The following is a 14,289-nucleotide window of genomic DNA, read 5'->3' on the forward strand; positions in this document are numbered from 1 at the left end:
TGAAGATGATATGATTGAGCCCAACAAAGGATATATATTCTTGCCTTTTATTTCACCTGTAAAGTCATATTTTTTCTCAACGATTTTTATAATACTATCTGCGTTGATTTTCTTTATATTCTATTTATAAACATCGTCACCATCAGATTCACTTTCAGCTTTATTTTTCAATTCATAAATTATTTCCTTGATAAAAATACATGACACTTGTTCGTGACTTAATTTTCCGTCTTCATTATCAGCTAGTGATATAATCTTATCGTATTCCTGAGTGTCTTCAGTCTTGCATTTTTCTTTGAATTTTTTTATATCTATTGCAAAACTATCGAATTGATGGGCTAGAGGACCATGTCCAACATCATGTAACAAAGCTGCAATACGCAGTTCCTGAATAAGACTTACTGGCATTTCTTTAATCTCCAAATAGAGATCAACGTCCTTACTTTTACGATTAAAGATCAATGCATTCAAATCTAAATTTTTCAATATTTCATACGATAAATGCATAACTCCAACTGAGTGTTCAAAACGAGAGTGCATTGCAGAAGGAAACACTTTATATAAAAACGTATTCTGCCTAATATCCCTCAGCCTTTGAAATAAAGGATGGTCAATTATTTTTTTTTCGAGCTTAGTTATTCGAATGACTCCATGTATAGGATCTAGAAATTTCCCCAGAAGCAGGTCTTCAAAGTTATCAGTTTTTTTTTGCGTCATGATGCTTTCCTTTTCATGTAGTTATAACACTTAATTTAAATAATATTAATGCTTATGTTTTCTATTCGTTATTTAATAGTCAACATATTCTCGAAAGAGCATATCAATATGGATTCATATATTAAATTGGCCTGTGCACTTGGGTTATGATCTGGATTGATAGGATAAAGCACCACTGATACACGCCAGGGTTTAAACTGCGGCCACGATCCGTGATGTTAAAACCAGTATGGAATCATGGTTGTGCAATTGTGTTTTCTTGACTTGCTTTACGTAAACTAACATACCATGATACAAGCAACGTCCGCTTCTGGCACAGAACTGCCCTCAATCAGATCGTCCCCTATCCAAAAAAACCAGCTCATATACTAATCAATACAATCTAATAAAGGCCATCAAAGGCTCTGACACCCTAAATGGCCATTTAATTTAGAGTACTAACTCTAGTCTTTGTCTCGCCTGACTGGTTAGTCGTTTAATTCCCAGTGAGCTAGCCATTTCCGAAATCTTATTTGTTCCTTCAAAACTCAGAGCCAATGCTCGCAACTCTTCACTTGGAATAGCATCAACCTGACGAACATCATAGTCCGTTGCAGGCAAACGGAATGAATTCCAATCAGTTTTTTGTGCTTCTGACAGCCAGACAAAATCTTCACCAGAATGATCGGTCGCGACATAATAGTGATCATCTACTATCTCCATAACACGCTCACGAATCAGTCTTCCCGCACGGTTAAAACCATGAGCACGTGATACCCGCTGCACCAGTGTAGTATCCAAGAGAGGTGACTCACCATTAACCACCTCTGCAATAAGAGCTTTTAGCGTCTCATCGTACTCCACGACATAAAACTTCTCTGGGTCAGTTTTGCCCTGCCATGCCTTCAAATCATTCACGACATATTTTCCCGCAGTTGCAGGTTGAGCGGCTTCAGATACCGCTGAGGACGCATACTTCAGTTCCTGCAACAAACCCTCTGACTCATATTCTGCTACTGGTGAGTGAGCAACCGGTTTAATGCTCTCAACAGGCGCTGATATTTCTTCATCATTAGCCACAAGCTTAAAATCTTGTTCTTCGTTTACTTCTTCATTGCTGTTTTCTGCAGTAACTATCTCTACCTCTTCTTGTGTTTGAGCAATGGCGACTTCAACTGCTCTGGATTCTTCCAACAGAGCATTAATCGCTATATCCAACCTTTCTAGTGCGCCTTCCTTATCCACCCACCATTCTGTTGACCACAGGCGGAGAAGTTTCCAGCCCAGCCCCTGCAGAATCGCGCTGCGAACCTTATCACGATCACGTGCAGTGGCTGCGCTGTGATAAGTGGCACCGTCGCATTCCACCCCCACAAGATAGTCGCCGGGTTTGTCTGGATGCACGATCCCTAAATCAATACGGAAACGCGATACTCCGATCTGCGGAATAACTTGCCACCCTCTCCTTCTTAAGCCATTTGCTACGGCCTCTTCGAATGGAGAGTCATAACCGCCTACTGAACCACGAACCGCCTGTGCCAGAGCCATCGGTCCGCGCTGGGCGAACTCGATAAAGTGTTTAAGGTCAGCAACCGCGCGTGCACTTGTGCGATTGAGATCGATTATTGAGGGATCAAAAGAGCTGAATACCATCATTTCCTGCCGCGCGCGGGTGACAGCAACATTGAGACGTCGCCAACCACCTTCACGGTTCAAGGGTCCGAAGTTCATCGACATAGTATTCGCACCAGGCTCTGTCGGACCATACCCAATGCAAAGTATGATCAAATCTCTCTCATCCCCCTGAACAGTTTCCAGATTTTTAACCACAACAGGTTCCTCCAACTCCGACTGGAAGAATGGCTCAATTTCGGGATGTTGTTGCCGGGCACGATCCATCAGGTCATTAATCAGTTTTTGCTGTTCCGTATTCAGCGTAATAATGCCAATGGATTTACCGGACGCTATAAACGTTTTATCCTTCAGGCGTTTTACGGTTTCAGCAACTATTGCTTCGGCTTCTGCCTGATTATGGCGTCCCTTACCTTTTGAATAGATCCCCGCAACCTTGCACCACTTAACAGCACTTTGCTTTGTTTCCGATGCAGGGAAAGTGATCAGATTGCTGTCGTAGTACCGATGATTAGAGAACGTTATCAGGCTTTCATGGCGGCTACGGTAATGCCAGCTAAGACTGTGGTTATACAGGCCGGCAGCCAGGCACTCATCAAGAATGCTTTCCATATCCTCTTCAGTATCATCCGTCTCATTTGCCGCGCGGTTGAAGAAACTGGTGGGCGGCATCTGTCGTGGATCGCCAGCAATAACAACCTGTTTACCGCGCGCCATTACACCAATAGCATCCCAGGGGGATATTTGTGATGCTTCATCGAAAATCACCAGATCAAACAGCGGCTGTTCCGAAGGAAGGAATTGTGCAACTGAAAGTGGGCTCATCAGCATGCATGGCGCAAGCTTAGACATAGCATCACCCATTTCAGCCGCCATCTGGCGGACAGGCTTATGACGCCGGGATTTCTGCAACTCATGTTTGAGCGAGGCAAAACCACCCTGCTTACTGATCTCATTTTTTGCGGGTATCACACCGCACAATCGAGCACGAATATAACGAACCGTAAGTCTGGCGAGACGGTCAGTCTGGGTGCGATAGGCCTCAATATCACTAAAATGTTCAGCTGGTACAAAATTATGTAACAAAGGCTCTGAGTCAATCATCCACGACGCAAACCAGCGGCAATAGGCTGTTTCAAACAACTCAGCTGCGCTGATATCACCTGAATCAAGTTGCACCAGGACGTTGATCAGTGGCAATAAGCCCTGGTCAATGGCTTCTTCACGTACCCGGCGCCAGTCACTCCAGGCTTTTAAAGCCGATTGATGATGCACGATACCCATGGCGCATTCGCGTAAAATGGGTATCGACATGTCGCGTTCTGGAACTTTGATAAGATTGCAGAATCTTGCTTTAGCTTCATTGAAACCCGATACAGAAGCACGCAGGTTGTGGGATAGAGCAGCAATAATACCCTGCGAGCCGAGCAAGTCATTGGCATTAATAACCAATGTTTTAACCGCTGAGCGGATCTCTGCAAGCTGCTGAGGGGATGAGGCAAAACCACCCAACGCACTGCGAAGAGTGTCAGCTAAATCCAGAGTGTTCTGTAAGTCAGAAAGATTGGTGTCAAGGCCATTCCATGCCGGCATCGTCGCCGTGCGTGGAGTTAGCTCAGACAGCTTGTGATGTAATGCCTGAAGCTTATCAATAATGGGAAGATCGACAGTCAGGTCGGGAGTCGCGCTCAGTAAAAATTGTCGAACCACCTCGCCAATGACTTTCTTACGGGCATTTGTTGCGAAGAACCAGAATTTTTTGTCCGCCTCTTCAAGTGAGGTTTTAAACTGCTGAACATTGAGGTTCAGCCAGCTGTTTCCGGGATAAGCAATGGACAGTCGTGCTTTAAATGATTCAATTTCGCTCAGAAGATTGATTGCCGCTTTTGCAGCTTCAATGCGAGCCGCAGCATCCGGGGCAAACATAAAACTCAGATCAATACCGGCCACACTAGACATTAGCTCGCAGAGTGATGTCAGTTGAATCAGCTTATCTGGCTCGGTTGAATTAAGAGTAATTCCCGTCGCTTTAAGCAATTCCCCTGTGGCGTTTTCCAGATGCTGTATTTTTCCCGGAATTGCCTGTGCTTCAGCAACCAGCGACGATTGCCAGCCATTCGTCCATTCAGTCTGGTTAATGATTCCAAAATGAGAGTCGTGTTGTTTAAAAGCATTACGATTAAGTTCAAGACGTTTGGCAACTTCACGGAACGCTGTCATTTGTAGAGAGGAATGGAAAGTGCCAGCTGCCCATGTGAATTCAGGCGTTAAAGAACTGGCATCTCTGATAACGCGGCCCATCGCCTGATGGAGCGTCAGGCCATTTGGCCAGCGCAAATGCAGTAAACGGACAACCTCATTCAACTTGTCACGCAGGCGTTGCACCTTGCCAGCTTCCTCCTCCCACTCACTGGTGGTGAGCATATCGCGAGCATCCCATGCCCGTTCAAGTTGCTTGAGGAAATCCATTTTTGACGTTTTACTGGAATGTAACTCCAGACAAAACTCGCCGAGTCCCTGGGCTTCCAGCCTGCGATAAACCACATCAAGTGCCGCTTTCTTTTCGGCAACAAATAATACACGCCTTCCCAGCGCCAGATTGTGTGCGATCATGTTGGCAATGGTCTGTGATTTACCCGTGCCAGGCGGTCCATCTAGGACAAAATCACGGCCTTTGGCAGAAGCCACTACAGCGGCAATTTGCGAGGAGTCTGCAGGTAATGGCAGGAACAGATCCCGTGTGTCTACAGCATCATCAAGTTTGTCGACCTCAACTATTTCTCCACTTTTCTCGAGAACAGCATTTTCCTGACCACGCTCAATAAGATATTTCACCAGAGGGCTTTGCATCAGTTGTGGTGCTCTGTCGATCAGGTCCTTCCACATCAGATACTTGGCAAATGAGAAGGTGCCTATCACGACATCACGTGTGACCTCAAAACCTGGCATATCGCGCACAGCGCGGCGCACCATATTCCAGATACCATCCACATCAATGCCACTTTCATCTGTGGGCAACTCACCATCAAGACCGTTGATCGTTAATGCGAAGTCATTGTGCAGCAACTCAAGTAAGGTGAGATTGAAACGGGGTTCCTCTTCCAGCAAGCGCATGGTCACGCCAGAAAGTGCACTTTTGCGGTCAAGTTGAATCGGTAGAAGAATAAGAGGAGCGGAATAACTCTTTGGGTCTTCAGCTGATTTTTTCCACTTAAGGAAACCCACTGCAAGAAAGAGGGTGTTGGCACCGCCCTCATCCAGATCGCTTTTTGATTTACGATAAAGATCAATCAACGCTGATTCCAGACGTTCTTTTTCAAGCGGCGAAACAACTTCGCCACGATCCAAAGCCTGTTGGGCATATTCCTCACGGAGATTTTCATTTGTCTGCTGACGATATAATTCAGCATCACGTCCGCCCATCTCAAGGTCAGGTAATGAGACAATGCGAATTCGTTTACCTTCTGCCAGTTTGTCTTCGAGGTAGGCGGGATTAGAACATATCAGCCGGATACCTTTGGCACTCTCTGGCAGATGCAGTAAACGGTTGCGGGTCGTCAAATCAAGCAGTTTACGCTGCCACTGCACCAGACGACCCGTTGCTTCTTTTTCCCCTTCAATCTCGATATCAAGCTCAAATGAAGGGAGTACTGGTGCATCTTCAAAACCATGCCGAACATCCAGTTCTGATTCTGACTGGCTTTCCAGGCGGGTGATTCCAAGCGCCAGGGGGCGAATTTTTTGCATCCGCGCACGGCGAGTATCAATGGCTGCGTGAAACTCGTCTTCCGTAAGGTGCTTTAACGCTTCTTCAAAAGCCTGAGTGAATGAAGGTGGGTGAGCTTTAGTGACCAGTGTCGTTTCAAACACCACCATTTCTTTCAAATCGATGCGCTTACGAACCGAAGATACGTCTTCAGTGACTAATTGCGCAAACTCGTGCGGTTGAAGCCAGAAACCAACAAAGGCATGTCCTTCGCTAAGGAATACCAGAGAGTTGAGTCCAATTTGTTCCAGTGCGGAGGCAAATAATAACGTTGTATCCAGGCAGGTGGCGACTTTGCCTTCCAGAATAACGCCCGGAGTACGAATTTTCTGACCGTTACGTTCAAAGCTGGCGGGAGGTAGTGCATAACTGACACTCAGGTTACAGACTGCAGTCCATAGCGCAGAAACAATCTCCCATACGCGAGTTCTGGACTGGCTTTCATAACCATCCAACGCATGGTTTTTGCCGGCACTGCGCAAAACGTCCGATGTCGCTTTGAGGAGACGGTCTACGGCAGGATCATTCGGCATAATGAAAGAAGGAAGCAATTCTAACATTGCATTGCCCCCCCACTCATTTTTAGCCAACGCTTCGAGGGGATAATTGATAGTGAAAAGTTCTTCATCTCCCTGCCGCAAACTTAGTGTGACTTCACACATCACACTTTCAGTCAGTTCAGCCAGCCATTTGGCATTGAGCTTTATATCACGCTCACGAATATCAAGAGATGTACCTGGAAGCAGGCGATCAATATTCCATTGCTTCGCTTCGAGCACTGCTGGTGCTGTCTGCAAATGTAACGTTAAATCCTGAAAGTTTTGATCTGATTCGTTATGCAAGACAAGTTCACGTAACAGCGGAACTGCATTCTGGTGAGAAGTGAATCCCAGTTTCCGCGCGATACTCACCTGCGCCCTAATGCTCATAAAAATACGTCTCCCAGGAAAAAAATCCCTATATCATTCAGATGGTTTGACAATTTTGAGTTCTAAAGCAGGCACAAGAGACAGTTCGATGAGTTGCGATGACAAAAAAGTCAAAAATTGCAATGCCAAGTTGCACTGTCCAATCAATGGGCATGAGTACAAAAGGCAACAAATGAGAAGCAACAACATGCAAAACCTACCGCTAGTGGGGCATCCTCAGAATAGTCTTAGTTTTTTTATACCTTAAAGGATCAAGCGCAGCTAATCTATAGACGCCATAATTTTTAGGATTAAGAAATAAATCCCACAATTAATAACATTAAATCATTGATTAAATAGGGTTTTATACAAAAGCAAAAGCATTAGAACAGCTTAAAAACGATAAGAAATATTATAAATTCAGCTTTATTCCAAACAATCTTTGGCAATCAGATTGGATAACATGCGAAATTAGAGCATAGAAATATTCAGAAAAAGTGCTGAGGTAGCCACGCTACAGAAAAGCATAATCAATTCTCTTCATTCCAGACGCGTGATAAGACGAAATCCTACATATAACCTCCAAGAGCAGTGTTAATGTAAGTATCCCACCAAAACGGCCCATTCATTTTTAGAGATCTTCCGACATACTGATTATGTCACCTGAGGAGATCGCTTTGCGTAAGATCCGATTCACCGAGCACCAGATCATTGTCGTTCTGAAATCTGTAGAAGCTGGTCGAGCCGTCAAAGATGTGTGTCGTGAGGCTGCTATTTCTGAAGCCAGTTATTACAACTGGAAGGCGAAATATGGCGGTAAGGAAGCCGCTGATATCAAAAAGATCAAAGATCTTGAAGACGAAAATCGTCGTCTGAAGCAGATGTTTGCCGATCTGAGTCTGGAATGCCGGGCGCGGAAAGACGTCATAGAAAAAAAGCTTTAAAACCAGCGAGAAAGCGTGAACTCGTCAGCTATCTGACCACGCAATTTACGATGAGCATACGCAAGGCATGCAGGACGTTATCGCTAAGCAGGACGGTGTTTCGTTATCAACCGGATACGCGACGTGATGAAGCGGTGATCCAGAGGCTGACCGAGGTCGCCGAGCGCTTTCCCCGCTACGGTTTTAAGAGCCTTTTTCAGGTACTTCCGCAGGCAGGGGCACGTCTGGAACCACAAATGTGTCCACCGGATTTACTGTCTTCTCAAACTGAATTTTCGTCGTAAGGGTAAACAACGCCTGCCGGTGCGCAATCCGGTTCCGCTGGCAACGACGGAAGCACTCAACCAAAGTTGGTCGATTGATTTTATGCACGGCGCGCTGATATGTGGCCGACGTTTTCGGACTTTCAATGTTGTCGATGATTTTAACCGTGAAGCTCTGGGGATAGAAATTGACCTAAATATCCCCGCGCAGCGTGTCGTCCGGGTGCTGGACAGAATAGTAGCTAACCGTGGATATCCGCTGAAGATGCGGATGGATAATGGGCCGGAACTAATATCACTGGCGCTGGCGCAATGAGCTGAAGACCATGGTGTGATGCTGGAATTTATCAAGCCGGTTAAGCCAACACAGAACGCGTTTATAGTACGGTTTAACCGAATATACCGGACAGAAATACTCGATTTTTACCTGTTCAGAACACTGCATGAAGTACGAGAAATAACGGAGTGCTGGCTGAATGAGTACAACAGTGAGCGACCTCATAAGTCCCTGAATAACCTGACACCGGAAGAATACCGGCTGATGGCTGAGAAACCGGAAATCTCAAAAAGTGCCTGGAACTAAAGCTGGGATACTTACAATAGCCTCAGCCTATTCCGTTCTCGCTCTGACTTCGCCTCCCTTTTAGCGGAAATCTTAACAACGATGGGGCACAACCTGTATCTATTAGTTTCAGTCATTCTAGTGGTCCTAACAGGGTAAATTACACACCCATTGATTGCGCCGTTTTTTTAATCAAGTTTTCCCGACAACGATAACAAACTAATAATAACAAAAATGATAATATTGCACTGGCCATCTTACGATATTTTTCATTTTCATCTGAATAATTCTGATAAGCATCTGCAAGTGTACTATAAGTTCTCGATAGCTGTTCTACCGAAGAGAAATATAACACCATTGCATTGTCACATATCTCTGATGAAGAATGCTCAGATTGAGAAAGATTACGTATTAACACCCGAGTCTGAGCAACAAACGTATCAGCTAGCTTACCCTCAGATGATACAGACAGTCCCGAAACCAATGCCTGATAATCTTTAGTCGCATTTGCATGACATTCAGCAAGTTTAGGATAAATCCTGTGCAAATTATCTGTCGTCTCTCTAACCGATTTGCGAGTTTCTGAAGGAAGGTTTACATACCAGATCACATATTTTGACTCTTCAAATGGCTTTAACATGCCGATGACAATCGGCTTTTCTGTTAACCAAAAATCCAGATAACGGGATTCCGAAATATTCACTTTTAGTGCAATTTGTGCAGCCTCTGAGAATGTATGCTTCCGAGATGTCAATTCCGCCCTCATTTCATTACGCTGCTTTTGATACTCGTTGCGTAAATTAATAAGTGATTGTGCATGCTCACTGACGATATTTTCATAATATCCTGGTGGAGTTTCAGGAATCGTTTTTAAACTTAACCATCCGAAGTTAAACAATCCAATGCAAATCATGAGCAGCACAGCAACTATTTCATATTTATTTCTTCTGATACTTTTAAAAAAAACAATCATCGTCGCCATTCTCTTATTGATGTCATTAGTATATGGGTTTCCTCGTTCAACCTCTGTTTTTGTTTGTCACAACAGGCCGTAACTGATGATCATCGGTGCCCCCTTCCCGTCACACTGTACCACCCAATTGATAGAGTGAATGTTGGATACACCTGCTAATGTATGATACATGTAAAGTTTCAAAAAACATGTGAATCTTAATTATTGCCATTGCCGTCACCTGATCACACATTCTGCAAGGGCAGCTCAAATCATCCTTGATGTAAACTTCACTTATTGGTGGACATTCTGGTGGTCTTGACAGAAACAGAACTCAGGTTTAGCCTATTTATTAGCCAGTTACTGGCAAAGGCGATCCCAGTCAGAGGAGCCATATTAGAAAAGCCCGCTTAAGGAAACTTAAGCGGCCTTTTTGCTGTTAATTTTCGGCGCAACCCGAAGCGGATATAAAGCGCGTTACCTTATATCCACTTCACGTGTTTCGGGCAAACGCTACTCGTTGCCCCATTCATTCAGGTAGTTCGCAATGCCATCAATCTGCTGCTCGTCGATACCCGCTTCGCGGGCCATCTCGTTCTGCGTGTCTTCGCTGATTTCTTGATTATCCGACAGGCGGGTCAGCAGCAGCTGGAAATAATGAGCCAGCGCATCACGCTGTGGCTCGCTCACCGGCTTGGCAGATTCCGCCACATAATCATCGGCGATGTCATAATATTTAAGCGCTATTTCGTTATTCATAAAGAGTCCAAATTTACTGTCTTGATCGGTCATCAATGATGGGGATGTTTCCCTGCTGAACACCGGCGTATTTGCACGACGCTGTTCAGCGCGGGAGCGAAAATCAGACCTTCAGCATTTTCACCGTGGTATCCACGTCGATCTCATCTTCCGAGAAGATTAAGGTCGTTCCCTGGAAGGTAGTGATCGCCAGTTTTTTCACCGAGCGCATTTCGCCCGCGGTGGTCGCGGACTTTGGCTTGATGCTGCTCATCAGAATGCCGACGGAAAGCACGGCATTTTCTTTATCGATGCGGGTATCAGCTGGCATTTCTTCGCTGAACACCACGTAAGACTTGATCGAGGTAAGCTTAATGCGTTCACCCGCGATATAAATGTATTTGCTTTCCGGTGCGACCTTGACCGCATAGGCTGACAACCCTTTGCTGTTGGTGGTGGGTTCGAAAGTCACCGCCGCATCTTTCTTGATCAGATCAGGGTTGGCGACCTTAACCTCATGAAAATACCGGTTATCACCGTTTTCATCTTTGATAAATCCAAAGCCTTTATCTTTAAACCAGGTTGTGATCGTTCCGTTCATCGCCATTACCGCCTACTTAATCGTTTATTTGCTCAATTTTTGCAGCGCGCAGTGTAAATCACAATGCCTGCGCAGACCATTTCTTTAAGCCTGGACGATAATTTGCCGACTTGCGAGGAGGCGGTGATCTGACGCGCCCTTCGCCAGAGTCGTCAGTCGGCGTAAAATTCGCTATCATCCGCTGCCACTCTTGCTGCTGGTCACCTGATGTCCAAGATTATCGATACCTTTATTGCCCCGCCGTGCCATGAGCAGATTGAGATCCTTTATCAGGACGCGTATCTGGTGCTGATCAATAAGCCCACCGGACTGCTCAGCCTGTCGGGCAAAAATCCGCAAAATCTCGATTCGGTGCATCACCGGCTGGTGCAGCTATTCCCCGGCTGCACGCTGATCCACCGGCTGGATTTCGGCACCTCCGGGCTGATGGTGATTGCGCGCAATAAGGCGATCAATGCCGCTCTGTGTCATCAGTTCAGCCAGCGCACGGTGACCAAGGTGTATAGCGCCCTGCTGTGCGGGCATCTGGCGGAAGATGACGGGGTTATCGACGCCGCAATAGCGAAAGATCCGGCGCTGTTCCCGTTGATGTCGATTTGCGCGGTTAACGGCAAGCCGGCTCGCTCGCGCTATCAGGTCGTTGAGCGTTTTTATCGTAAGAGTGAAGACGGGACGTCACTGCCAGTAACGCGGGTGCAGCTCATCCCGAGACCGGGCGCACCCACCAGCTGCGCATCCACTGCCAGCAGTTGGGCCACCCGATTTTGGGCTGTGACCTGTATGGCGGCCTGTTGCTGCCCGGCACCGAACGGACCCCAAGGCTGATGTTGCATGCCAGCGAGCTGCATTTTATGCATCCTATCAGCCTGGACCCGATCAAAGCCTGTCATCCCGGCCCGTTCTGACAAACCTTTAAAACGCTGCTAATTGCCTGTCTGACCTTCCGACTTTACCTTATCTGAGAGCGCGGTTAGCAGTGGAAAGGTTGACGTGATATCAGGCTGAAATATCAGTTGGCAGCCTGAAAGAGGTATAAATGTTATCGCGCCAGGACTGATTAGCTTTGCTGTCAGCAAGCGCTACTGACTTGATGGACGATTTTGAGGAGCTATGGCATGGGGATGATAATGAATAACTTAATTAAAATACGCTCCTCTATCTTAGCGACCTCAGTTATTTTCCTGAGTGGATGCCCAGGTTCAGGTGACAGGCTAAAAGCTGACGAAACGACTACGGTCAGTAAAGTTGGGGCTGAAGTATGCTTTGATATTCCAGATGCCAGTGACTACCAACCTTCTCTCATCGCAATAAACCCGAGAGGAACGCCTCCACAAAAGCTGTCCATAAAGGACTCACCTGATTTGACTGTCGCAAATGGAAAACTTTGTCTCCCTCCCACATTTTATCAATTCTCTGAGAAACGCCAGTACATCGTACAATACATTCTTCAGAAACCTGACGATCAGCAGTCTCAACGAAGCGTCGTGATTGGGGTTGAGTTCACCGGCGACGATGTTGAAACCTTTACATTAAACGCGAACGAAACCACGCGCTGAGCGGAATGGCAAAGAATGCCGCTGATAGAGAGGTTATTTGTTGGCAAAACCGCCTGCTGTTTGCAGGCGGCAAGCACCCGGTCATTTAACCGGGAATAAAGTCAGCGTCCAGCGAATCACCACATCAAATCATCGGGCACTTTAAAGTCCGCGTACGGATCGTCTTCATCCTGCTCTTCCTGACTCAATGCACTGTTCAGGACAATGCTGTTCGCATCACGTTGGGCAATCTTGTCGGCGACGCTGGCAGGAATAATGGCGTAAGTATTTTCACCGTTGTTATCCGCACTCAGGCGGGCAATGGCCAGACGGCCGCTGATCAGCTGGGATTGCGTGGTTTTATCCACGGCAATTTTCTTGATCAGATTATTGTCGGTGAAGTTGAAATCGATGGTGCCTTTGGCAATGGCGATCCGGTTCATTTCAATCAGCTGCTTCACCTGCGCCTTGTGCTCTTTCGATAACGCGGCCTGCTTTTGTTGTTCACTCAGCTGCTTATCACGCTCGGCCTGCGCTTTTTTATTCTCTTCAACCGCTTCTCTGGCTTCACGCGCCTGAACGCGTGATTTCTTGGCCGTCTTCTGCACTTTGGCCAATTTCTTGCTCGACACTAATCCCGCTTTTAGCATCTGCTCTTGTAAGGTGAGTTTTGTCATGCTGATCTCTAACTGGTTACCTGATTTTGGGGGATTATACCTGTTTTTTCAGGCCGAATCAGGTGGCAAGGCAGGAACAGGCCATGAACGAAGTCGGCGCGCGTCCCTCATCGCTCATGGCCGGGTGGAAGGTGGTTAAGCCATTCTTTCCAGAATCTCAATATCGTTCTTACTGAAGGTCATCGTTTGATCAAAATTGATCACCCAACCGTTGTCCACAATCTTTATTTCGGGATTAGAATCGCCCGAAATATTCATAAAGCCGCCGTGAATGAAGGTTTTCATCCCCTCACTCGCGCCCCAAATATTAAGATCGCTATTGAGATTAGCAAGAGTATCTTCCTTCTTGTCCTCTTTCACATGCGGGCCTAAATCATTCCTTAGCTTTGAAATAACCTTCAAGTACGATTTCTTTAATTCAATTTTCGACTTGGCAAGAGACTTAAACGCGTTCATTAAGTCTTTATTATCTTTGAGCTGATGTTCTTTATTCCGTGATCTCAGCACCAATAATAAAGACACCAGGGCCGAGGTTGAGCCTGCGGAGTACAGCGCTACCCTGACGCTGACTTCCCTCAAGATAGCGGCAACAGTACTCCCGGAGGTCAGAAAGGTGCCGATGGGCGCCAGAATCTCCCATAAAAAATCCCGATTAGACTTATTGTAAACATCCCGGACCTTCAGGGGATTCCACCACCCGGAATTTCCCGCGGTGTGTTTATTGAAGAAATTCTGGTTATTGGGCGTCACCATCACAGCATGAGCGCGGTTGGATAACAGCCCCATCTCAACATCATCCTCACTCATCGCCGTACGGCCACTGGTGTTGTTCAGCAGAGCTGTGTAGGTTTTCATCGCCTGTTCGACATCATCATTGGCAAAACTGTATAAATCATCATCATGCGTATGGTTGATGATATCCACTAACAGTTTCATCTCAGTAAGATCGTATGACCCACCATTAAAAATAGCGTTGGTTATCGCAGATGCTATTCCAGCCATTGTAATACCCCAG

The 14,289-nt window shown here is 46.2% G+C and carries 8 protein-coding genes and 2 pseudogenes; 3 read left to right on the top strand and 7 right to left on the bottom strand.

Translation table 11 applies throughout. The annotated features are described in order from the left end of the window. Positions 1-120: 120 nt before the first annotated feature. Positions 121-717 (bottom strand): HD domain-containing protein, encoded by a 597-nt coding sequence (locus tag EBC_RS26170; protein WP_013202708.1) that lies wholly within the window; start codon positions 715-717, stop codon positions 121-123. A 429-nt stretch (positions 718-1,146) separates the two neighbouring features. After that, positions 1,147-7,023 carry a DUF3320 domain-containing protein gene (locus EBC_RS15190; RefSeq protein ID WP_013202709.1) on the bottom strand — a complete coding sequence of 1,959 codons (5,877 nt, stop codon included), beginning with the start codon at positions 7,021-7,023 and terminating at the stop codon, positions 1,147-1,149. A gap of 656 nt (positions 7,024-7,679) precedes the next feature. Here EBC_RS15190 and EBC_RS25490 point away from each other — a divergent pair. Continuing rightward, a pseudogene (locus tag EBC_RS25490) lies at positions 7,680-8,792 on the top strand (IS3 family transposase). A gap of 139 nt (positions 8,793-8,931) precedes the next feature. Here EBC_RS25490 and EBC_RS15205 read toward each other — a convergent pair. The 3 genes from EBC_RS15205 to EBC_RS15215 all read right to left on the bottom strand — a co-directional run bounded on the left by EBC_RS15205 (position 8,932) and on the right by EBC_RS15215 (position 11,068). Next, positions 8,932-9,753, bottom strand: a complete 822-nt coding sequence (locus tag EBC_RS15205; protein ID WP_041692038.1) for a hypothetical protein — start codon at positions 9,751-9,753, stop codon at positions 8,932-8,934. Between the two features lie 483 nt (positions 9,754-10,236). Then, complete coding sequence (locus EBC_RS15210) at positions 10,237-10,482, bottom strand: DUF2543 family protein (protein WP_013202714.1); 246 nt, start codon at positions 10,480-10,482, stop codon at positions 10,237-10,239. Positions 10,483-10,585: 103 nt separating this feature from the next. Beyond that, entirely contained in the window at positions 10,586-11,068 is a 483-nt protein-coding gene (locus tag EBC_RS15215; RefSeq protein ID WP_013202715.1) for a cold-shock protein, read from the bottom strand. Between the two features lie 201 nt (positions 11,069-11,269). Between EBC_RS15215 and EBC_RS15220 the strand changes: the two are divergent. Beyond that, positions 11,270-11,967: pseudogene (locus tag EBC_RS15220) on the top strand (RluA family pseudouridine synthase). 222 nt (positions 11,968-12,189) lie between these two features. After that, positions 12,190-12,618, top strand: coding sequence for a putative T6SS immunity periplasmic lipoprotein (locus EBC_RS15225; protein WP_041692344.1), 429 nt, complete (start codon positions 12,190-12,192; stop codon positions 12,616-12,618). A gap of 116 nt (positions 12,619-12,734) precedes the next feature. On the opposite strand, the gene EBC_RS15230 is transcribed toward EBC_RS15225, so the two are convergent. Further along, positions 12,735-13,274: a DUF2058 domain-containing protein gene (locus EBC_RS15230; RefSeq protein WP_013202717.1), complete on the bottom strand. Its 540-nt coding sequence runs from the start codon at positions 13,272-13,274 to the stop codon at positions 12,735-12,737. 135 nt (positions 13,275-13,409) lie between these two features. Further along, on the bottom strand, positions 13,410-14,276 hold the full coding sequence (locus EBC_RS15235) for a hypothetical protein (RefSeq protein ID WP_041692039.1): 867 nt from the start codon (positions 14,274-14,276) through the stop codon (positions 13,410-13,412). Between the last annotated feature and the right edge of the window lie 13 nt (positions 14,277-14,289).

Source organism: Erwinia billingiae Eb661 (genome assembly GCF_000196615.1).
Classification (GTDB): domain Bacteria; phylum Pseudomonadota; class Gammaproteobacteria; order Enterobacterales; family Enterobacteriaceae; genus Erwinia; species Erwinia billingiae.

Coding starts and splice junctions, on each gene's coding strand:
- EBC_RS26170 (WP_013202708.1), bottom strand. CDS start 717: ATGACGCAAAAAAAAACTGATAACTTTGAAGACCTGCTTCTGGGGAAA.
- EBC_RS15190 (WP_013202709.1), bottom strand. CDS start 7,023: ATGAGCATTAGGGCGCAGGTGAGTATCGCGCGGAAACTGGGATTCACT.
- EBC_RS15205 (WP_041692038.1), bottom strand. CDS start 9,753: ATGGCGACGATGATTGTTTTTTTTAAAAGTATCAGAAGAAATAAATAT.
- EBC_RS15210 (WP_013202714.1), bottom strand. CDS start 10,482: ATGAATAACGAAATAGCGCTTAAATATTATGACATCGCCGATGATTAT.
- EBC_RS15215 (WP_013202715.1), bottom strand. CDS start 11,068: ATGGCGATGAACGGAACGATCACAACCTGGTTTAAAGATAAAGGCTTT.
- EBC_RS15225 (WP_041692344.1), top strand. CDS start 12,190: ATGAATAACTTAATTAAAATACGCTCCTCTATCTTAGCGACCTCAGTT.
- EBC_RS15230 (WP_013202717.1), bottom strand. CDS start 13,274: ATGACAAAACTCACCTTACAAGAGCAGATGCTAAAAGCGGGATTAGTG.
- EBC_RS15235 (WP_041692039.1), bottom strand. CDS start 14,276: ATGGCTGGAATAGCATCTGCGATAACCAACGCTATTTTTAATGGTGGG.